Consider the following 21327-nt stretch of genomic DNA (forward strand, 5'->3'; position numbering starts at 1 on the left):
ATTGAGAAGGGTAAAACTATGTCTGAGGGGCGTTCTTCTAAGGTACGGCACCAAACTATTATCGAGTTGCTTTCGACTCAAGGGCAGGTGTATGTACAGGATCTTGCTAAGCAATTTGATGTTGCGCAAGAGACTATCCGGCGAGACCTCAGTAAGTTGGAATCTCAAAAATTATTGAAAAAAGTCCATGGTGGTGCAGTTAATATTCAATCAAAATTTGAGCGTAATTTTTCTGAACGAGCCCAAGCTGCTGTGGATGAGAAAAAGGCGATAGCCGTGAAAGCGGCATCGTTGATCAAGCCAGGTGACACGTTATTTATCGATTTTGGCACCACAACATTTGAATTTAGCCAGAGGGTTAAATTGATTGATAATATAACAGTCATTACGAATTCGCCGTTATTAGCAAATACATTACAAGAGAACCCAACAATAGAAACCATTTTAATTGGTGGGCAATTTAATGCCGCTCTTAATGCTTGCTTAGGTGGGATCGCATTAAAAAATATTACTGAATTTTTTGCTGACTATGCTGTGATTGGGGCTGGTGCAATACATCATTTACATGGCGTGATGGATCAACATGTTGATGAAGCTGCCATTGCACAGAAAATGATGGAAAATAGCGACAAATTAATGGTATTGGCCGATTCGACTAAAACAAATAAGCATGCGATTAATGTTGTGACAGGGTGGGAAAATATTGATTATTTAATAACAACCTGTAAAGAATTTAAATTAACCGATAATAAAAAACGTTCTAAAACAAAGATTATTGTGGCAGAACTCACATAATAATTTGTACTAAAAAAATAATAAAAATCTTATTAAAGAATAATATTTTTTTATTCTTTATGGATTTTTTATCCAAAATTTAATTAACCAACACCAGGGGTTAACTATGAAACTGTACTTTATTGCGTGTCCTTACTCAGATCCAGACAGTAGTGTGGTTGAAATGCGTTTTCAAGAATGTACTAAAGTCGCTGCTGAACTGGCACTAAAAGGTATTGCAACTTATAGCCAAATTACGATGACGCATCCAATTAACAAGTATTTACTACAGCAAGGGAAAAAAGTTACTTGGTCAGAGATTGATATGGCCTTTCTTTCCCGTTGTGATGGCTTAATCGTCTTAACACTTGATGGTTGGGATAGAAGCAGTGGAGTTGCCGCAGAGATAGATTATTTTAAACAAAAAGGCATGCCAGTTTGGACTTATGAGGAGTTTTTACAACACTTTTAACGCAATAACAGGTGTTATCAGTATTAATAAGTTATAAATCGCCAAGAGATTTTTAATTAAAATAAATTAGGAAACCAACTCATTGATTTTCGGATGATAACACGGAGTGGGAAAAACATTGCTTGGTCAACAATTTTAAATAAGGGAAGCTAAAGCTTCCCTTATTCGTATTATCATTAATGAGAGGGTTTTAGGTACTGAGCAAGATCTTTTGCTTCAGCCTCTTTTGATGTTGGTTCATCATCAATAGAGCAACCATATTCAGTCACATCATTACACATAAAAGTTGCCATCGCTTTGGCAATTTCGTGTTCACCTATAATGATATGATCAGCGCCACGCTCTTTAATAAAGCTGACTTCATCATCATAGTGGGCACGCACAATCACAGAAATATCAGGATTGAGTTCTTTAGCGTGGGTGACAATTTCACCTGCCTCATAACCATTCGGGATCGTCAATAAGAGCGTTTTAGCACATTCAATACGTGCAAGACTGATAATATCTTTATTTGCACCATTGCCTAAAATAGCGCTAAAACCATTTTCTGCCAGCTCTTCAAACTTCGCTCGCGTATCTTCAACCACGACCAATGGAATATTACGGCGGCGCAGTTTATCCGCTAGCATTCCACCAACACGACCATAGCCAACGATAATTGCATGACCACAAATATCGACAGGGATTTGTGTCTCTTCTTCTAGTGTTTCTTCGAGTAGTTGCTCTTCGATAGTTTCGGTTTTTTCTAAGTACTTATCCAGTAAGCTAAATAATACCGGATTTAGCATAATCGAGACAATCGCACCAGCGAGCACAAGGTTTTGTGCCTCTTTATCCATGACACCGAGTGCCATGCCCATACCTGCTAAGATAAAGGCAAACTCACCGATCTGTGCAAGGCTGACGGATATAGTGAGTGCTGTTCGCCGCGAATGGCCAAACATACGGACTAATAATAATGCAGCCGCTGACTTACCAATAATAATAATTGCGAGAACTGCGATCACACCTAATGGATGCTCAAGCAATACCACAGGGTCGAACAGCATACCAACAGAAACAAAGAACAGAACTGCAAATGCATCTCTCAATGGTAACGTATCTTGTGCCGCACGATGGCTCAGCTCAGACTCATTGAGTACCATACCGGCAAAGAAAGCACCTAGGGCAAAAGAGGCATCAAATAGGGCAACAGCTGCATAGGCGATCCCCAGTGCTAAAGCAAGCACCGCAAGAGTAAATAGTTCACGAGAACCAGTTGAAGCCGTACGTGATAAAATCCATGGAATAACACGACGACCAATCACTATCATAATGATAATAAAGGCAACAACTTTACCAATAGTCCAAGCAAGACCTAACAGTAATTCACTAAAGCTTGCTTGTTCAGAATTCATAATAGCAGCAGCAGCTGGTAATAGAACTAACGTCAGTACCATGGCTAAGTCTTCAACGATCAACCAACCGATAGCTATTTGCCCGCGCTGACTTTCAATAAGCTGCCGTTCTTCTAAGGCACGCAGTAATACAACGGTACTGGCGGTGGATAAACACAGACCAAAAACAATCCCTGAGAACGTTCCCCAACCAAATAGCGTAGAAAGGCCTAAACCTAAAAGTGTAGCAACGGCAATTTGTGCAATAGCCCCTGGAATCGCTATGGCTTTAACCGCTAACAAATCCTTTAACGAAAAGTGTAAACCAACACCAAACATTAGCAATATAACGCCAATTTCAGCTAATTCAGGAGCGAGAGTCGTATCGGCAACAAAACCCGGTGTAAAAGGACCGGCTAAAACACCAGCTGCAAGGTAGCCCACGAGAGGGGATATTTTTAATCGCTGAGCGATCATACCTAACAAATATGCAAGGGCGAGACCACCAACAATGGTTGTGATTAAGGGCGTAGAATGCTCCATTTAGTCTCCTCTAAAATTCCCATCATACTTCGAACCGTAGCGTTGTTGGTTTCGTTCATCCGCCCCAGTTACATATTTAGCTATGCAATTTAGGAATTAAGTCACTTTTCGACAGGCTACAATTCTAATTACTTTGGGATATTAATTTATATTGTGAATAGCAGAATTGCTATTTTAGCGTTATTTGAGAAAAATTTCCTTAAAAAATTTCAATGTTTTTTAAATAAAAGTGCTTTTTTAGTGCTAAATCGTTACAAAGATGTCATTTATGTGATTTTTTGTTGAGTTTTAAGTGGGATATAGATAGATGTGCCCATACTTATTTTTTGATAACTATGGGCAAAATAAAGAAAAATAACTATTTTTGTTCTAGATTTGGTAATAATACGGTAAAAATGCCAAGTAATGGCAAAAAAGCACAATATTGATAAACTTGTTCAATACTTGTCTTATCAGCAATTTGCCCTAGCACCGCCGCACCAACGCCTCCCATACCAAATGCTAATCCAAAAAACAGCCCTGAAACCATACCTGTTTTACCGGGGATCAGCTCCTGAGCATAGACTAAAATAGCCGAAAACGCGGATGCCAGTACCAACCCGATGATAACGGTTAAAATACTTGTCCAGAAAAGAGATGCATGTGGTAACAGCAAAGTGAAAGGCGCAACACCTAAGATAGAAAACCAAATAACGTATTTACGGCCAATCTTGTCGCCTACAGGGCCACCAATCATGGTGCCTGCTGCAACAGCGAATAAGAAGATAAATAAATGTATCTGTGCGTTTTGTACTGAAACGCCGAATTTATCAATTAAATAAAAAGTGTAATAGCTACTAATACTGGCTAAATAGAAGTATTTAGAAAACACCAAAATCAATAGTACCGTTAATGAGCCAATGACGACCTTACGAGGAATAACTTTAATTTCAATATGATGAGCAGGTTTTTTGCTTGCAGCACGGTGCCGTTGTTTGTACCAACGGCTTACTTGCAATAGAACAACAATCGCTAAAAGTGCTGCTAATGAGAACCAGCCCACATTACCTTTACCATAAGGTTCGATCACTAGTGCTGCTAATAATGGACCTAAAGAGGAACCTAAATTCCCTCCGACTTGGAAAAATGATTGAGCGAGACCATGACGCCCACCAGAGGCCATACGTGCAACTCGCGATGATTCGGGATGAAAGACCGAAGATCCTGTACCCACTAATGCTGCGGCTAACAAAATCACAGGGAAAGTTTCCGCCATGGCTAGCAGCAATAACCCCGTTAGGGTAAAGCCCATTCCGATTGGCAATGAGTATGGTTGTGGATGCTTATCAGTATAGTAGCCAATAATTGGTTGCAATAACGAAGCGGTGATTTGATAGGTTAGGGTGATCAACCCTATCTGTGCAAAACTTAGTGAAAAATCGGATTGCAATAATGGGTAGATAGCAAGTATCAGCGATTGGATCATATCATTGAGCAAATGAGAAAAGCTGATCGCACTCAGGATACTAAAAACCGTTTTTCCTGTTTTGCCTATAGGTTTAGATGGCGTGGTATTACCGGGGTTACTTGCTTGTTCACTCATAATGATTAACTTCTGGTTGTGGTTGCAGAATGGTGTTACATAATTGTTATCAATATAACCCATATATAATTTATTTGAATCAATAAATATCACGGGTAAAAAAATCACTAACTAGATTAATTTGATTGATGTCTCAATTTAATGAAACAAGGGGTGATTTATGCAGTCTGTAACCGACTATGGTCGCAATTTTATGCTATATACTCTAAATAATTCGAGATTCAGTTAGGTGATAAGTGAGCAAGTCACTAGGCGTATAGAAAATTATGTGACTGGTGTGAGTGAACGTAGTCAACAATGCTAAAACTTGAAATATGATGAGTATAAAACACCCTTTTAATCATCTACACATATCATACAAAATTCATCAGCTCTAAATAATTCTAGATGCAACAAGAACAGTTAATATCGACGCTGCAACTTGAACTATAACGAGTATAGTGTATAGCAGGGAGAAAAAGATGAAGTTAACCTTTAAAGCATCCGTATGTGCATTAACGGTATCTTTAGCCTTATTGCCAGCCGCATTGGCAAATGCTTGGGAAAAAGATAAAACCTATAATATTACGATTTTGCACACCAATGACCATCATGGCCATTTTTGGCATAACGATCATGGCGAATACGGTTTAGCGGCACAAAAAACGGTGGTTGATGAAATTCGTGATGAAGTGGCTAAACAAGGTGGCAGCCTTTTACTACTTTCTGGAGGTGATATTAATACGGGTGTTCCAGAGTCAGATTTACAAGATGCTGAGCCTGATTTTAAGGGCATGAATTTAGTGGGTTACGATGCGATGGCATTAGGTAACCATGAGTTTGACAATACACTTGATGTATTACGCACCCAAGAAAAATGGGCTAATTTCCCGTTCTTATCTGCGAATATATATCAAACCAGTACGGGTAAACGCCTATTTAAACCGTATCAAATTTTCGATAAGCAAGGGGTAAAAATTGCGGTATTAGGTCTAACGACGGATGACACTGCAAAATTAGGTAATCCTGCAAACTTCCCTGATGTTGAGTTTAGAACGCCAGCCCTCGAAGCCAAAAAAGTGGTTGAAGAGCTTCGTGAAACCGAGAAGCCAGACATTATTATCGCGGCAACCCACATGGGCCACTATGATGATGGCCAACACGGTTCAAATGCACCGGGTGATGTGGAAATGGCACGTAGTTTGCCTGAAGGTTACTTAGATATGATTGTTGGTGGACATTCACAAGACCCCGTTTGTATGTCCGCAGAGAATAAAAATTACAAACAGGTTGATTATGTACCGGGAACGCCTTGCGCCCCTGATAATCAAAATGGAACATGGATAGTACAAGCTCATGAATGGGGTAAATATGTTGGTCGAGCTGATTTTGAATTTAAAAATGGTAAGTTTACGCTGAAACATTATCAATTAATTCCCATTAATCTGAAGAAAAAAGTGACTAAAGATGATGGGACTAGCGAACGTGTTTATTACACTCAAGAAATTGCGCATAACCCAGAAATGATGAAGCTGTTGACACCTTATCAAGAAAAAGGTGGCGAACAATTGAATGTTAAAGTTGGGGCAGTTGATGGCAAACTTGAAGGTGACCGTAGTAAAGTTCGTTTTGTTCAGACCAATATGGGGCATCTACTGCTAGCGGCACAAAAAGAGCGAGCTGGAGCGGATTTTGCGATTATGAGTGGCGGCGGAGTGCGTGACTCAATCGAAAGCGGTGATATCACTTATAAAGATGTATTGAAAGTTCAACCCTTCACCAATGAATTAGTGTATGTGGACTTCAAAGGGAGTGAAGTATTACCTTATTTGCAGGCCGCTGCGAATATGAAACCGGATTCAGGGGCTTATGCTCAATTTTATAATGTTAGTCTGACATTAAACGCAGATGGTAGCATCAGCGATGTGAAAATTGATGGTAAACCTGTTGATCCACAAAAAACCTATCGTATGGCGACATTGAATTTCAATGCGATCGGTGGTGATGGATATCCGAAAATTGATAGTCATCCAAGCTATGTGAATACAGGCTTTGTCGATGCCGAGGTGCTGAAAGGCTATATTGAGAAGCACTCACCACTTAAAGCGGCTGATTACCAGCCAAAAGGTGAGATTGTTTATAAAAAATAGTTCTACTATTTTTTAAATCAAAGCCTTATCGTTATTTTGACGATAAGGCTTTCAAACATATACGACAAGTGACTTGTTGAAATAGGTGATAAAGCCTATAACCAAATGACGGTTTTTTATTGTCTAAACTCGTTATACTTCAAGTTGCAGGGTTGTTGGCTACACTCAGCGAGTCGAGTCACATATTTTATTTATGCTCCCTGCCTATCTTCACTTGTCGCCTACCTGCATCTCGAATTATTTAGAGTATATATGCTCTACTACTTAGTTATTACTTGGATGGCTAAGAACCCAATCCCCTACAACCCTAGTTCCATCGCAATAATATTTCGCTGAATATCCGATGTTCCCGAATAAATTAATGAAGCGATGGAGTCTCGAATGCCTCTTTCTGCCGGGCTATTAGCTAAATAACCTTGAGCGCCATAAAGCCGAAAAACATCAAGAGAAAACTTGGTATAGGTTTCAGAAACAAATAATTTAGCGCTGGCCGCTTCAAGAAATGCATTATGTCCCTCATCCTTGAGCCTAGCGACACGATAAATCATTTCTCTGGCCGCATCTAAGCTGACTTTCATATCAACAAGCCGATGTGAGACAGCCTGATTTTTACTGATAGCGTGAACAAATTGTTTTCGCGTTCGCGCATGCTGGATACCGTTTTCAAGCTGCCGTTGCATGGTTCCTAGTGCACTTGCGAGTAAGCAGCCACGTTCATTTTCCATGGCATTTTCAAAAATAGCCATACCTCTACCTATTTTGCCCAACACTGAACTAACAGGGATCCGACAATCTTTTAGGGTAATTTTGCCCATTTGTGCAGTGCGCATTCCCATTTTAGGTAATGGAGAGCTAATCTCTAGGCCGGGCGTGCTTGAGGGAACAAGAAATGCAGTAATACCAAGTGGATCTAAATTTGGATCTAGATTTGCGTAAATGACAAATAGATCCGCGATAGGGGCATTGGTGATATAGCATTTAGTCCCATTTAAAATGTAATGGCCATCTTGTTTAACAGCTTGAGTTTGCATTGAGAAAACATCTGAACCTGCTTGTTCTTCAGTCGAGGCATTAGCGCCAATCATTGAACCATCAAGTAGGCTAGGAAGAAATTGGGCTTGTTGCTCAGGGGTTCCATGTGCGATTAATGGCAGAACTACAGTCCATAGATGCGCATTGATAGAAAATAATAACCCATTGTCTTCACAGCCATAGCCTAAGCCTTCCATAACGGCAATCAGTTCAGTTCGAGTCGCACCTTTACCGCCAAATTTTTCAGGTATAGCGAGACGAAATAATCCGAATTCAGCGCATTTTATCCATCCTTCGTGGTCGAACATCGCTAAATGTTCAGTAAGTGCCAGATCTTTATATAAGTGTTTATGTGCAAATTGCCTTGCATGATGATTTAAATCTTGCAACTTCAGAGGTCGATCGTTGAGCATAATACCTCCAATTTTTTGTAATCAGTTTTTCCCGTAGATGTCCGTGGAATAGAGTTTAAATAATGAAAAAGGTCGGGCAACATATAGCGAGCAAGGTGATTGTGGCAGTATTGATGCAAATTTAGAGAAGAAACTTGAGCTGTTTTTGCAACGATAAAAGCATAAATACGGGTATTCGAGTGAATTGTCTGACTGACAACGGCACACTCCATTAAGTCTGGATGTGTTGTGAGTATTTTTTCTATTTCATCAAGTTCTATTCGGTAACCAAGACGTTTAATCATCCGGTCATTACGCCCAAGAAAAATAAACCCTTCTTTATCAGAGAAACGCACTCTATCCCCTGTGTTATACCAACGTTTACCCTCTAACCAAACTAACTTTGCAGCCATTTGTTCTGGTGAATTCCAATAATTATCGGTAACAGAAGGCCCTGTAATACACAGCAAACCAGTTTCGCCATGTGGAACAATACGATGTTCCTGCTCATCTATGATGATTGCTTCACAGTGTTTACATGGAAAACCTATGGGTAATGGATTGATACGACTTTCTGGAATATTTGATGGTACAGGATAAAAGGTACATACATTCGTTTCAGTGGGGCCATATAAGTTGTAATAACTCGGAGCAGGCCAATGATGCATCAGTAAACGTAACTTCGAGATAGGGAAAACCTCCCCAGCAAAAAGAACAAGGCGTAGTTTGTTTTGGGGAGGAGGTGTTGAAAGTCGCTGGAAGTGCTCCGCTAGCATGCCTAATATTGCTGGTGCAGAATACCAAACAGTAATTTCTCTGTTTGAAATAAATGCGGCTAAATGTCGAGGGCTTGCGGCAATGTCTGAATCAATAAGGTGTATACAGGCACCATGTTTTATGGCGACATAAATATCAAAAATAGATAAATCAAAATGAAATGGCGCGTGGCTAGAAACGTGATCGTGTTTGGTAATGGCAAATGTTGAAGATGCCCATTCAATAAAAGAAATGGCATTAGCATGTGTTATCTCTACGCCTTTTGGGACACCAGTAGAGCCCGAAGTATATAAAATATAAGCTAACCGATTTAATTCAGATGGATAGTGTGGATATGCGTCGATATCATCTTGTGTTGGATCTACTGTAGGATAATCTAATAGGTCATTGCTTTGGTTTATTCTTTTTTCTTGAATAATAATAATACGGGACTTAAATTGTGGCTCTGACGCTATCAGTGTTTTTGCTAGTTCGCTGGTTGTTAAAATAGCTTGTACTGAGCAGTTATTGAATATTGTTGCTGCTCGAGTTGTTATACTCTCCGCATCCACCGGAACATAGGCTGCCCCTAGACGAAGTACACCGAAAATACTCGCGAGTGTCAGTGATGTCTTGTGCATTAATATTCCAACACGATCGCCAGAAACAACATGGTGTTGATGAAGTGATGTAGCGATCCTATCGGCAGCATTAGAAAGCTCTTGATAGGTCAAAGAGAGTTCATTTGAATCGACAACCGCTAATGCATTAGGAAATTGCGCGACTGTATTATTTAAATAATAGATAATATCAGTCGGTTGTGAATTTATAAGCTGTTAGCCCATATTTTATCTCTCTAATAATTTATTTTCTATGTAATCAGTTATTTTGTTAATTGAAATAAAGTATTTTCGAGGATCACTAATACCAACATCGATATCAAAAGTATCTTCAATAAAAGCTACGATGCGCACAATAGAAAGGGATGACAAGATACCTGACTCAATTAAATTAAAGTCATCAGATAATGTTTTATGACTTCCTTTAAGTATATCTTGGTGAATAAGAGTACGGACTTTGATTAAAATATCAGACATAAAATTATCCTTATAAATATATGTTATGAAAAAACGATTATTTATGGTTAATAACAGAAGCAGGGGCGGGAGGCGTACCTGTGATCACATTTGGCCAGCGGAATACGGCAGCAGAAGCTTCACTATGCGCGCCATAAGCATATAACATGATAATTTCACCGGGTTTTATGCGCTGTTGAACTACCGCGGTATACAGATTAAAAGGCATAACAACTGGACCCGTATAAGCTGTGCTAGGAAAAGTGTTGATGACCTTTTCTTTATCGATCCCTAATGCATTTGCGGAAAATTCAGCATGCCAAGCAGTCGGTGCATTCGCTGCTACACATTGAACGTCATCAACAGTGAGTTCCGCTTTACGCAATGCACCATCGACGGTATACCTAAGGTGAGACTCTGAAGTTTTACGTAGCATATGTGTGACAGAAGCATCTGCACGCACCCGTATACGTTGTTTAAGTGGGAAATGTTTATCTTCGACGGTATCTAAAAACCATGTCCCACAGGTGCTACCAAGATGTAAGCTGTCAGAGCCCAGTAGCCCAAAACCGTCTTCGACTGGCCCGACAATAAAAGCAGCAGAAGCATCACCATAAAAACGTAAGGCAATATCATCATCATCAATTGCACGTGAAAAAAAGGCAGTTGCAACAACGAGGACTCTATTTTTTTGTCCTGATTTCACTAAAGCACAAGCAGTTAATAAAGCCGCCATTGAACCTGCACAGGTAGCCTCGACATTAAAAGCACCACCTCTAATACTTAATTCGTTAGCAAGGTAACCTGCATCACCTATACCGACACGATCAGCAAACATTGTGGTTGCAATTAAACCATCTATTTCGCTGGCGGATATAGCCGCTGCTTGTAAAACATCAGTAGCCGCTTTCATTCCTAGGGATACAGAGCTTTCATTAGGATCAACAACCACTCTACGTTCGATACTGCCTAAAAAAGGATCTGCGAGATAAGGAGCCATTGCTTCATCATAAAATTGATAGCGTGAATTATGGCGATAAGCTAATTCATTGTTATCGTTATTTTGAATAGTTTCTTCATTCCACCATGAATTAGTTCGTAAACCTTCAGGTAAATGAACAGCAAGAGCTTGGATGCCTACTGATAACATAAACACTCCTTTAATAAATAATAACTATCTATAATATATAAGGTGAAATTAATATTTTTTTTATGGGAAATAATTTCTTCTTAATTAGTTTTGAATTATATGATTAATTAAATATTGCAAATAAAAAAATAAATGTCCATATTGGTTGCTGTTTTAAAATGAATTAATCAAAGAGTTTATTTGTTAATGAATGTTTTATTTGTAGATAGGAAGCTTATTGTTGATAGGTATTTTATGTGCTTAAATATAATAACTTCATTAATATTGATGTGTTATTTTTATTATAAATAGATGAAGAAAGCGCTAGAGTGTCTAACGCTAATATTAATAAGATGGTAGGAATAAATAAAATATGAGTGAATGTTTATTGTAAATATCTCTATCAATTCTGATTAATTATTGTAGCGTCATCTGGAGGTGGGCCTAGGCTTATATTATTCCAACGAAAAATAGCTGCCGAAGCTTCTGTTTGTCCGCCATAGCCATACAGTAAAATAATTTCACCTGGTTTTATCATCTGCTGTGAAGCGGCAGTATAGAGGTTGAAAGGTACCGTGGATAATCCTGCATAAGCAATTTGAGGATAGGTATTAATCACACGAGTTTTATCTATGCCTAAAACGTTAGCCGAAAATTCAGCATGCCAAGCGGTGGTGGTACTTAATGCAACACAGTCAATTTCACCAATTGAAAGTTTTGCTTGGCATAAGGCTCCTTTTACCGTGTGTGTGAGATATTGTTCTGCTGTGGTGCGTATCACTTGTGCATATAAGCGTGAAGGACGCAACCTCATTCGTTGATTAATAGGTAACGACTGATCCTCTATTATATCTATAGGCCAATTACCACTGGTTTGACCTAGATGTAAAGAATCAGAACCTAGCAGCCCAAAACCATTTTCGACGGTTCCGATGATAAAAGCCGTGGATAGGTCGCTGACAAAACGTAAAGCTTTATCGTCATCTATAATGCGAGAAAATAGTGTGGTTGTAACAACTAATACTTTACTTTTAATTCCTGATTTAACTAATCCACACGCGGTGAGTAATGCAGACATTGCGCCATTACACGATGCTTCAATGTTAAATGCTCCTCCTCCTATGCCAAGTTTTTCTGCTATTAGTGCGGCATCCCCAAAACCAAGCCGATCAGGATACATAGATACTGCGATTAAGCCATCAATCTCATTAGCGGATAGATTTGCAGCTTGTAGAGCCTTGGCTGCTGCCTTGACACCTAGTGATACAGATGTTTCATGATTATAAACAACTCTACGTTCAATACTGCCTAAAAAAGGGTCTGTGATATAAGGCTCCATCGCCTTATCATAAGCATAATGTTTTTTATTCGTTAATGTTGGGGGAGGAGTCATACCATAATAGGGAATTGGCTTATTATCCCACCATGAATTAGTTCGCAGTCCTTCAGGTAAATGGACGGCGAGTGCTGTAATTCCAACGGAATGCATATTTTCTCCATTAAATAAAAATAGTGATATTTGATAAAATATTATTCCTCTTTAAATCTAAGTTGGATTAAATTTATAACTTAATAAGAGGGTTGTTGGGCGGAAAATTCTTGTTTTATCTCTATAAATATGTTTTTTTTTATTTTTTTATGCAAGTTATTTTGTAATATTCTATATGTTATTAATGGGATTTAAATAATCTTAGTATAACTTTATTATGGTTGTAATAAATAACTTAGGTTAACTTTAATCTTATTATTAATATAATTAAGTAGGTGAAATGACTTGCGCGATATTGCTTAACAAGTCATTTTTTAATAGTTGTCAAACTATGGTGATAGGCAGAATGATAGAAAATGAGCGCTTATCCCTCTTTTTTTATGTCAGCAAATTTAGCATTTAACACATTAGCTAAATCAGTCGGCGCTAATTCAATATCTAGCCCTCGTTTCCCACCTGAAATAAACATGGTTGCAAATTGCTGTGCTTGGCTATCAATCACTGTTGGTAGACGCTTTTTTTGACCTAATGGACTAATACCACCGATTAAATATCCTGTTACTTTTTGCGCGATTTGTGGATCTGCCATTTCAACTTTCTTAACGTTAAAGACTTTAGCCACTAATTTTAGATCCAACTGCCCTGAAACAGGGGTAACAGCAACAGCAAGGCTTTTTTGATCGCCATTTAGTGCCACAAGTAGCGTTTTGAATACTTGTTTAGCATCTAGACCTAATTTATTGACAGCCTCATCACCAAAATTGTGCTCGCTTGGATCATGATCATAAGGATGAAGAGTAAAGTTAATCTTTTGTTTTTCTAATAATTTAACTGCTGGAGTCATTGTTATACCTATTTGTATTCAATTGCGTAGATAATCGATTAAGCTACCATCACCAAATAAATGTAAAGCGCCAACTGCAACGACATAGTTGCCATCAGGCAATGCTTTTAACCTTGTGCTCCAGTCTTGATTACGTTGTGACATAAGTACCTGATAAACATCATCACTAAATGTTTTAGGTAATGTGATGTTGTTCTCAGGCTGATAATCAAGCCACCAGCTGATCATGGTTTGTAATGAACGGGCATTGGTACGCCAATGTTCTAGCGTATCTTGCAACAAAGGCAAGCCTTCTTGAGGCAGCTTTAACAGTAGCTCAATTTGGGAATCTGTACCTTCAAGCTCAATAATGTTTTTTTGCTGTGATTGTGCGTTACGTAATAGCTGATAATCAATACCATATTGTCCACGTAGGCCGAGTCCTTGAGCTTGCGTCGCTTGTAGGATCAACGCGATTTGCCATGAAGGTAACGTATCAAATTGTGCAGGATCTTGATGAATTTCTTGGCAGTAATGGGTGAATAGAGTGTATTCATCAGTAGTTAAGCGTTGCTGTACTGGCTCACGTAAGTCTTCGTCTTGTGTGAAGGGAGTACGTGTATCCGTAATATCGGCTTCAACAATCAATGCATCAGCGCAGTTTAGTTTATCCAAGAGGATTTCTGACAGCGGGAACATATTGTCCGTACCCATATGGATGCTACCAACAATATGTAATTTTAATTTTTTCGATAATCGTACGTCGATAGCGGGGTAAGGGTAGGCCGGCGCCGCTTCCATATGAAGCCAATTTTTTAAATTTTCTAGCAGCTTAACCATGGTTCTTCCCCATATTTCAACATTAATCCATTAGGTTAAACAATCTTGACACAATTTTCGACTCACTTTGTACTATTTTATTGCCAAAATTGATATGGCGTTAAATCACAGAGTTGTTTTGCTCTTAATATTGGCTATGCATTTGATAAAAAAAGACCCGATTGCTCGGGTCTCAGACTGTTGTCAAACATATCATGTTTGGCGGCAGTCGTTAGGGGTTCTGAAATAAACGAGGAAAATCGATTTATTGATTTTCGGCTGATAACACGGAACGGGAAAAATCCCGCTTTTATCCCGCTTCGTCAGCAACCTAAGACCCGATTGCTCGGGTCTTTTGGTGATCAACTAATCTTGTTTTGGTTTAAACCGTAGTAACCGGTTTGCGTTAGTGACTACGGTAATCGATGATAATGCCATCGCCGCACCTGCCACGACTGGGTTTAATAAAGTTCCGGTTAGTGGGTAAAGAATACCGGCAGCGATTGGGATACCTAATGTGTTATATACAAAGGCACCGAATAGGTTCTGTTTCATATTACGCAGTGTACCTTTTGAAATCGCAACTGCATCAGCAACACCGTGTAAGCTTTGGCGCATTAAGGTAATTGATGCCGTTTCAATCGCAATATCACTACCGCCGCCCATCGCGATCCCTACATCGGCGCGGGCGAGTGCAGGGGCATCGTTGATACCATCTCCGACCATTGCCACTTTATGGCCTTTTGCTTGTAGTGCTTCGATAGCGGCGGATTTACCATCAGGCATCACACCTGCGATCACTTCATCAATACCCGCTTCTTTGGCAATTGCTTTAGCGGTGACTGGATTATCGCCAGTTAACATCACTAAACGGAAGCCTTGTTTGTGTAGGCGAGCCAGTGCGTTCACACTGTCTTCACGCAGTGGATCTCGGATAGACAGTAATGCGGCGATTTTACCATCAACGGCTAACAATACTGGGGTAACCCCCATCGAGGCTTGTTGATGTAATGTCTCTTCAATGGCACTGGTATCAATATCATTTTGCGTTAACAATTTTTGGTTGCCGAGCAAAACGGTTTTACCATTAACCACTGCACTAACCCCAAGGCCTGCTAAAGTTCTAAACTGTTCACTGGCTGGAATGGTTAAGTCTTTCGCACGACCCACTATCGCTCTCGCTAATGGGTGATTAGAGCCACTTTCCAGTGATGCTGCCAGTTGTAAGGCTTCATCTTGTGAAAAATCATTGAATGTATGAATGTCGGTGACTTGAGGCATGCCTTCGGTTAATGTGCCTGTTTTATCAAACACAATGGTGTCTAATTCACTGGCTTGTTGCAAAGCATCGGCATCACGTACCAATACACCAAACTCAGCCGCACGCCCAACCCCTGAAATGATCGACATTGGGGTGGCCAAACCAAGAGCACATGGACAAGCAATGATCAGAACGGTTGTGGTGATCACTAAGGCGTAGGTAATTTGTGGAGCAGGGCCGACAAAATACCAAATCAATCCTGAAATAATCGCAATTGCCACGACAACTGGGACAAATATGGCTGAAATACGATCAGCCAGTTGGCCAATTTGCGGTTTACTACTTTGTGCTTGGCGAACGAGATGAATAATCCGTGCAAGTGTAGTTTGGCTGCCGACTGCCGCTGCTTTAAATAGAACTGTGCCATCTTGAACGACAGTACCTGCATGAACCTGATCGCCTTTGCTTTTTTGTTGCGGAATAGGCTCGCCTGTGAGCATGGCTTCATCTAGCCAGACTTCACCTTCGATGATTTCACCATCAACCGGTACGCGATCGCCAGTTGCTAGGCGTAATACCATGCCTTGTTTCACTTGCTCAAGAGGCATGTCAACTTCACCTTGCTCAGTGACAACACGAGCGGTAGGTGGTGTGAGATCAAGTAGCCTTTCAAGTGCTTTTGATGAACGCTGGCGAGCCCGTTGCTCAAGCGCATGACCAAGGTTGATTAGACCGATAATCATCGCACTGGCTTCATAATAAAGGTGGCGTGCTTGCTCAGGGAATATATCAGGCCATAAGTTGACTACAATGGAATAAAGCCATGCCGCACCGGTCCCTAAGGCAACTAAGGTATCCATAGTTGCACTGCCATTTTTTAGGCTTTGCCACGCATTTTTATAGAAGTGGCCGCCTGCAAATATCATGACAGCTAACGTTAAAACACCAATGGTTAGCCAAATAGAATGATTTTGTGGGCTGAGCATCATATTGTCGCCCATCATTCCCCAAATCATCACAGGGATCCCTAACGCGAGGGCGAGTGCAGATTGCCAACGAAAACGGCGCATATTGGCATCAGCAACTTGTTGCTGACGTTCACGTCGCTCAGTTTCATCTTGAATAATCTCAGCGCCATAACCTGCTTTTTCTACAGCCGCAATCAATGCGGCTGGTTGCGCAGTTCCCGTGACTAAAGCACTGCGTTCAGCAAGGTTAACGCGCGCGTTTTCAACCCCCGGTACGCTACTGAGTGCTTTTTGTACTTTATTGACACAACTTGCACAGGTCATGCCGTCTAATAAGAGTTGCACACTGTCATCTGAGGGGGATATTTCAGGTTGTTCACCTAAATCTGCTTGTTGAGCCGGAATATCACAGATTGCCGCTGAGTCAGTTTCCGGCTGCTCAATGGGTGTAGTCAACGGCTCAGTTTTTGGGGAAGCATTCTCTTTTTGGCTTAACGTTGCTTGGTAGCCAACCGCCACAACCGCGGCAATTAATGCTTCAGCCGAAGCAGTACCACGAACAGTCGCTGTGGTGGTATTCACTTCAGCTTGCTCTACACCAGCGACAGCTTCCAGCGCTAAACGGGTTTTTTCTGCGCATTTCATGCAGTTTAACCCAGAAAGTGCTAAAACCTGTGTATTCGGCTGTTCAATACTGGCTTTGTAGCCGGCTTGTTCGACAGCGCTGATCAAGGCATCAACAGTGGCTGTACCATAAACTTTCGCTTGCTGTGTATCGACAATTGCTGTTGCAACGCCATCAACCGCTTCGAGAGCTTGTTGAGTTTTTGCTGCACATTTCATGCAAGTCAGACCTGAAAGTTGCAAGACAGTATCTGGTTGTTCAGCCACTTTGGCTTGATAGCCAGCGTCTTCAATGGTTTCAATTAATGATTGTACAGGGGCGTCACTATCAATGACGGCATACTCAATCGTGACTTTAAATTGATGAATGTCGGTACGAGCCTCAAGTGCTTTGGTGACTGTGCCGACACAGTGCATGCAACTTAATCCTTGCAGGGAGAGAATGATTTTGCTACTCATAAGTGAAATTCTCCTTAACTCATGACGGATCCTGTCTTTTTGATTATCATGGCAGAATCTAATGGATCTCGATATGTAGAGAAGGTTAAACCCTCCCACAAGGGTAAGGTCAAGGGAAATATGAATATTAGTGAAATTGCTAAAAAAACGGGGCTTACCGCAAAGGCGATCCGTTTTTATGAAGACAAAGGTTTAATCACACCACCTGAGCGCGGTGAAAATAGTTACCGCTATTATCAAGAACGGCATGTTGATGAATTGAGCTTATTGAAGCAGGCAAAAGACGTTGGCTTTACTTTAGAAGAGTGCGGCGAACTATTAGGGCTATTCCGTAATCCTGCAAGGCATAGTGCAGATGTTAAAAATGCCACGATGGCAAAAATTAGTGAGTTGGAACAGACAATCACTAAATTATCGGCTATCAAAGAGACGCTGCAAAGCTTAGCGGATGCCTGCCCCGGTGACGAAGGGGCAGATTGCCCGATTATTGATCACTTGGCTCGAGGCTGTTGCCATCATGAGAAGGCTTAACATGCAGTGTAATACCGTCAACTGAGGTGATCACCACCTCAGTGCCTGCTTTTAGTGCTATTTCACTGTAGGCGCGCCAACTGCCATCGGCAAGTTTGACGCGACTAAAACCTTCATCGGTATCAGAAATTAAACGCACTTTGCGACCAATAAGCTGATGGCTTTTTTGGTTAACATCATCAGCTTGTGGGTTCTTGCGTAGGCTGAGCCACTTACGCCACAATACAGCAGAAACAATCGTTAAGATGGCAAACAAAATACCTTGCCATTCCCAACCAATAAACGGTAACACCAATGCGATGATCGCCACGGCAACCGCAGCGACCCCCGACCATAACAAGTAACCACCTGTACCCAATAATTCAGCAATCAGCAATAAACCACCAAGGCATAGCCAAAACCATGCCGGTTGGGCACTGATTAGCTCTATCATGGTTTGACCTGCTTCTTATCTGCGCTAACTTTTTTGCTCTCACTGATAAGTTCCGTGATCCCACCAATCGCGCCCATAAGGTTACTTGCTTCGAGTGGCATCATGATCACTTTACTGTTTTCAGCAGAACCAATACTGGTTAATGCATCCGTATACTTTTGAGCAACAAAGTAGTTGATTGCTTGCATATCTCCAGCAGCAATGGCTTCAGAAACCATTTGTGTGGCTTTTGCTTCGGCTTCTGCGGCTCTTTCACGTGCTTCTGCTTGTAAGAAAGCAGACTGCCTATCCCCTTCAGCGCGCAAAATTTGTGACTGTTTTTCCCCTTCAGCTTTGAGGATCGCAGCTTGACGGATACCTTCTGCTTCAAGGATATCGGCACGCTTAGTACGCTCAGCTTTCATCTGGGCGTTCATGGCATTAATCAACTCTTTTGGCGGCTTCACATCACGGATTTCGATACGGGTGATCTTAACGCCCCAAGGGTTGGTTGCATCATCCACAATATGCAAAAGGCGTGAGTTAATCGAGTCACGCTGTGAGAGCATTTCGTCCAGTTCCATTGAACCGAGTACGGTACGGATATTGGTCATAGTCAGATTGAGAACAGATAGCTCAAGGTTACTGACCTCGTATGCAGCACGTACAGGATCGACGACTTGAATAAAGCATACCGCATCAATAGTCACGTTAGCATTATCGCGAGAGATAACTTCTTGTGAAGGAATATCAAGGACTTGCTCCATCATATTGATACGGCGGCCGATCCTATCCATAAAGGGAACTAGAATATGTAACCCAGGTTGCAACGTGCGGGTATAGCGACCGAAACGCTCAACTGTCCATTGATAGCCTTGTGGTACGGTTTTTACACAAGTAAAAACAATAACGATAGCAATAAAAATAATAATTGGTATCGCACCAAACGCGAACAAGTCCATTGTTAACCCTTAATTAGTAAAGTAATGAATACATTTGACGACGGTATTTACTGGCTACAGCATCCCCTGTCCCCATCGCCGACATGATATCCATCATGGTTTTTTTCACAGCACCATCTCCGGCACCAAGGTCTTTTTTCAAGAAACTGAATAAAATGTCTAATGCTTCTTCATTGCGGTTCACTTCATGTAATTTTAGCGCTAATTGCACGGCAAGAGTGGTATTTTCTGGTGTTTCTGTGAACTGTTGCTGTAATTGTTGGATTTCAGGCGTATCAGCGGCTTGGCGTGATAGCTCGATTTGTGCAACTAACCCTTGATAACGGCTGTCTTGGTCTTGCATAGGGACCACCGACAACGTTTTTTCTGCATCATCAACTTGTCCTAGGCCGATCTGTGTTTCGGCGAGTAGGAACGTGATATCACTGTTTTTTTGATTTAGCAGGTGAGCTTCTTTAAGCAGTGGCAGGGCTTCTTGAAGTTTGCCTTCTGCGATGAATTCAGCGGCTTGTGCTGCTTTCAGTTCCTCTGGGCTCGGCAATACACGTGATAGCATTTCCAGTACCACATCTTCCGGTTGCGGTCCTTGGAAACCATCGACGGGACGGCCTTCTTGTAAAATATAAACCGTTGGGATAGCTCTAAGGCCAAATTGCGCAGCAACATTTTGTTCTTCATCGCAGTTAACACGCGCTAACATAAATAAACCCGCGTAGTCGTTAGCAATTTTATCCAGTGTCGCACCAAACTCTTGGCAGTGGGGGCTTTGAGCTGACCAGAAGTAGAACATGACTGGCATGTTCATTGACTGTTCTACGACTTGGTGTAGGTTTTGTTCATTAACATCCACGATTTGGGCAAAAGCTTGCATAATTGGTCTCTTTTAAATAATTATTTAATACTCTAAAGGTGGGGCTAGATTGTTTTTTTTCAAGCCTTTTTGCCTTGGCCTGCCAGTATTTTATCCATTAGGCAGTCAGGGAGCAGCCGTTTTAAAAACCGTACAGCAACGGTTAATAGTGTCACTGAATAACGAATGCGTGGGCGAGGGCTTTCTAAGGCATGAACTAATTTTGCGACGACATGTTCAGGCGTTAAGGTAAAGCGCTCGGCGATACTGGGGTTTTTAACCGGTTTGTCTTGCTGAGTTTGAGCAACGTTATGGGTAAAACGGGTATGGATTGGTCCCGGTTCGATTAAACTAACATGAATTCCCGTACCTTTGAGTTCTAAACGTAGTGCATCTGACCACGCCTCTAAAGCATATTTGCTGGCAGCATAGGCACCACGGCCTGGGGTCGAAATGATCCCCATCACTGAACTGGTTTGGATAATACGCCCTTCATGATGTTGTAGCATGGCTGGCAGTAATTTTAAGGTTAATTGATGGACGCCAAAAAAGTTAGTGGAAAATTGCCCCTCTAACTGCTCTCGACTGATGCTATTTAGCTCACCATAAACCCCAAAACCTGCATTATTGAATAATCCGAAAAGTCGCCCATGACATAATGCGAGCACCTCATCGGCAGCACGATCTATGCTATGTTTATCATCAACATCGAGTGCTACCGTGTCGAACCCAAGCTCTTTTAGACGTAAAACATCGCTCTCTTTACGACAAGCGACGATAACATGGTAACCACGCTGATGAAGTGTTTGTGCGGCACAAAAGCCGATACCGCTGGATGCACCGGTGATAAAGACCGATTTTTGCATAA

Annotated in this window: 18 protein-coding genes; 4 read left to right on the forward strand and 14 right to left on the reverse strand. The window is 41.1% G+C overall.

The genetic code is table 11. From position 1 onward, the window contains the following. Nucleotides 1–18: 18 nt before the first annotated feature. Nucleotides 19–795: a DeoR/GlpR family DNA-binding transcription regulator gene (locus M1E96_RS05330; protein ID WP_140181739.1), complete on the forward strand. Its 777-nt coding sequence runs from the start codon at nt 19–21 to the stop codon at nt 793–795. Between the two features lie 106 nt (nt 796–901). After that, nucleotides 902–1246: a DUF1937 family protein gene (locus M1E96_RS05335; RefSeq protein WP_272580207.1), complete on the forward strand. Its 345-nt coding sequence runs from the start codon at nt 902–904 to the stop codon at nt 1244–1246. Nucleotides 1247–1422: 176 nt separating this feature from the next. On the opposite strand, the gene ybaL is transcribed toward M1E96_RS05335, so the two are convergent. Next, on the reverse strand, nt 1423–3165 hold the full coding sequence (ybaL, locus tag M1E96_RS05340) for a YbaL family putative K(+) efflux transporter (RefSeq protein ID WP_272580206.1): 1743 nt from the start codon (nt 3163–3165) through the stop codon (nt 1423–1425). Nucleotides 3166–3523: 358 nt separating this feature from the next. Further along, a complete protein-coding gene (locus M1E96_RS05345; protein WP_369427406.1) occupies nt 3524–4747 on the reverse strand; it encodes an MFS transporter in 1224 nt (407 codons plus the stop codon). Nucleotides 4748–5208: 461 nt separating this feature from the next. Here M1E96_RS05345 and ushA point away from each other — a divergent pair, with 461 nt between their 5' ends. Then, nucleotides 5209–6876: a bifunctional UDP-sugar hydrolase/5'-nucleotidase UshA gene (ushA, locus tag M1E96_RS05350; RefSeq protein ID WP_272580204.1), complete on the forward strand. Its 1668-nt coding sequence runs from the start codon at nt 5209–5211 to the stop codon at nt 6874–6876. 299 nt (nt 6877–7175) lie between these two features. Here the strand turns inward: ushA and M1E96_RS05355 are convergent, their stop codons facing one another. The 8 genes from M1E96_RS05355 to copA all read right to left on the reverse strand — a co-directional run bounded on the left by M1E96_RS05355 (nt 7176) and on the right by copA (nt 17704). Next, the gene (locus tag M1E96_RS05355) at nt 7176–8321 is read right to left on the reverse strand and encodes an acyl-CoA dehydrogenase family protein (RefSeq protein ID WP_272580203.1); all 1146 of its coding nucleotides are present in this window, start codon (nt 8319–8321) and stop codon (nt 7176–7178) included. Beyond that, the gene (locus tag M1E96_RS05360; RefSeq protein ID WP_349489827.1) at nt 8300–9886 is read right to left on the reverse strand and encodes an amino acid adenylation domain-containing protein; all 1587 of its coding nucleotides are present in this window, start codon (nt 9884–9886) and stop codon (nt 8300–8302) included. Before M1E96_RS05360 ends, M1E96_RS05355 begins: the two co-directional genes overlap by 22 nt. 18 nt (nt 9887–9904) lie before the next feature. After that, nucleotides 9905–10153 (reverse strand): acyl carrier protein, encoded by a 249-nt coding sequence (locus tag M1E96_RS05365; protein ID WP_272580202.1) that lies wholly within the window; start codon nt 10151–10153, stop codon nt 9905–9907. A 37-nt stretch (nt 10154–10190) separates the two neighbouring features. Beyond that, nucleotides 10191–11282 carry a 3-oxoacyl-ACP synthase III family protein gene (locus M1E96_RS05370; protein ID WP_337979839.1) on the reverse strand — a complete coding sequence of 364 codons (1092 nt, stop codon included), beginning with the start codon at nt 11280–11282 and terminating at the stop codon, nt 10191–10193. Nucleotides 11283–11664: 382 nt separating this feature from the next. Next, nucleotides 11665–12750: a 3-oxoacyl-ACP synthase III family protein gene (locus M1E96_RS05375; protein WP_369427407.1), complete on the reverse strand. Its 1086-nt coding sequence runs from the start codon at nt 12748–12750 to the stop codon at nt 11665–11667. Between the two features lie 364 nt (nt 12751–13114). Next, entirely contained in the window at nt 13115–13594 is a 480-nt protein-coding gene (gene ybaK, locus M1E96_RS05380; RefSeq protein WP_272580199.1) for a Cys-tRNA(Pro)/Cys-tRNA(Cys) deacylase YbaK, read from the reverse strand. 18 nt (nt 13595–13612) lie between these two features. Then, nucleotides 13613–14413 (reverse strand): TraB/GumN family protein, encoded by an 801-nt coding sequence (locus M1E96_RS05385; protein ID WP_272580198.1) that lies wholly within the window; start codon nt 14411–14413, stop codon nt 13613–13615. Nucleotides 14414–14758: 345 nt separating this feature from the next. Then, nucleotides 14759–17704 (reverse strand): copper-exporting P-type ATPase CopA, encoded by a 2946-nt coding sequence (gene copA, locus M1E96_RS05390; protein WP_272580197.1) that lies wholly within the window; start codon nt 17702–17704, stop codon nt 14759–14761. A gap of 120 nt (nt 17705–17824) precedes the next feature. Between copA and cueR the strand changes: the two genes are divergently transcribed. Further along, nucleotides 17825–18235, forward strand: coding sequence for a Cu(I)-responsive transcriptional regulator (gene cueR / locus M1E96_RS05395; protein WP_070925146.1), 411 nt, complete (start codon nt 17825–17827; stop codon nt 18233–18235). Here the strand turns inward: cueR and M1E96_RS05400 are convergent. The 4 genes from M1E96_RS05400 to M1E96_RS05415 are packed head-to-tail and all read right to left on the reverse strand — an operon-like array spanning nt 18189 to nt 21325. After that, nucleotides 18189–18668: an NfeD family protein gene (locus M1E96_RS05400; protein ID WP_140181718.1), complete on the reverse strand. Its 480-nt coding sequence runs from the start codon at nt 18666–18668 to the stop codon at nt 18189–18191. The genes cueR and M1E96_RS05400 overlap by 47 nt on opposite strands. Beyond that, complete coding sequence (locus M1E96_RS05405) at nt 18665–19609, reverse strand: SPFH domain-containing protein (protein ID WP_070925145.1); 945 nt, start codon at nt 19607–19609, stop codon at nt 18665–18667. Before M1E96_RS05405 ends, M1E96_RS05400 begins: the two co-directional genes overlap by 4 nt. A gap of 13 nt (nt 19610–19622) precedes the next feature. Continuing rightward, entirely contained in the window at nt 19623–20480 is an 858-nt protein-coding gene (locus M1E96_RS05410) for a co-chaperone YbbN (protein ID WP_272580196.1), read from the reverse strand. A 59-nt stretch (nt 20481–20539) separates the two neighbouring features. Further along, nucleotides 20540–21325, reverse strand: a complete 786-nt coding sequence (locus M1E96_RS05415) for an SDR family oxidoreductase (RefSeq protein ID WP_272580195.1) — start codon at nt 21323–21325, stop codon at nt 20540–20542. Between the last annotated feature and the right edge of the window lie 2 nt (nt 21326–21327).

It is taken from the genome of Providencia sp. PROV236 (assembly GCF_033676985.1).
Taxonomy (GTDB): Bacteria; Pseudomonadota; Gammaproteobacteria; order Enterobacterales; family Enterobacteriaceae; genus Providencia; species Providencia manganoxydans.

Bases quoted from the DNA above. Each gene is read 5' to 3' on its own strand.
- M1E96_RS05400 (WP_140181718.1), bottom strand. From the start codon at position 18,668: ATGATAGAGCTAATCAGTGCCCAACCGGCATGGTTTTGGCTATGCCTT.
- M1E96_RS05345 (WP_369427406.1), bottom strand. From the start codon at position 4,747: ATGAGTGAACAAGCAAGTAACCCCGGTAATACCACGCCATCTAAACCT.
- M1E96_RS05415 (WP_272580195.1), bottom strand. From the start codon at position 21,325: ATGCAAAAATCGGTCTTTATCACCGGTGCATCCAGCGGTATCGGCTTT.
- M1E96_RS05330 (WP_140181739.1), top strand. From the start codon at position 19: ATGTCTGAGGGGCGTTCTTCTAAGGTACGGCACCAAACTATTATCGAG.
- M1E96_RS05375 (WP_369427407.1), bottom strand. From the start codon at position 12,750: ATGCATTCCGTTGGAATTACAGCACTCGCCGTCCATTTACCTGAAGGA.
- cueR (WP_070925146.1), top strand. From the start codon at position 17,825: ATGAATATTAGTGAAATTGCTAAAAAAACGGGGCTTACCGCAAAGGCG.
- ybaL (WP_272580206.1), bottom strand. From the start codon at position 3,165: ATGGAGCATTCTACGCCCTTAATCACAACCATTGTTGGTGGTCTCGCC.
- ushA (WP_272580204.1), top strand. From the start codon at position 5,209: ATGAAGTTAACCTTTAAAGCATCCGTATGTGCATTAACGGTATCTTTA.
- M1E96_RS05385 (WP_272580198.1), bottom strand. From the start codon at position 14,413: ATGGTTAAGCTGCTAGAAAATTTAAAAAATTGGCTTCATATGGAAGCG.
- M1E96_RS05405 (WP_070925145.1), bottom strand. From the start codon at position 19,609: ATGGACTTGTTCGCGTTTGGTGCGATACCAATTATTATTTTTATTGCT.
- M1E96_RS05355 (WP_272580203.1), bottom strand. From the start codon at position 8,321: ATGCTCAACGATCGACCTCTGAAGTTGCAAGATTTAAATCATCATGCA.
- M1E96_RS05365 (WP_272580202.1), bottom strand. From the start codon at position 10,153: ATGTCTGATATTTTAATCAAAGTCCGTACTCTTATTCACCAAGATATA.
- M1E96_RS05410 (WP_272580196.1), bottom strand. From the start codon at position 20,480: ATGCAAGCTTTTGCCCAAATCGTGGATGTTAATGAACAAAACCTACAC.
- ybaK (WP_272580199.1), bottom strand. From the start codon at position 13,594: ATGACTCCAGCAGTTAAATTATTAGAAAAACAAAAGATTAACTTTACT.
- copA (WP_272580197.1), bottom strand. From the start codon at position 17,704: ATGAGTAGCAAAATCATTCTCTCCCTGCAAGGATTAAGTTGCATGCAC.
- M1E96_RS05335 (WP_272580207.1), top strand. From the start codon at position 902: ATGAAACTGTACTTTATTGCGTGTCCTTACTCAGATCCAGACAGTAGT.
- M1E96_RS05370 (WP_337979839.1), bottom strand. From the start codon at position 11,282: ATGTTATCAGTAGGCATCCAAGCTCTTGCTGTTCATTTACCTGAAGGT.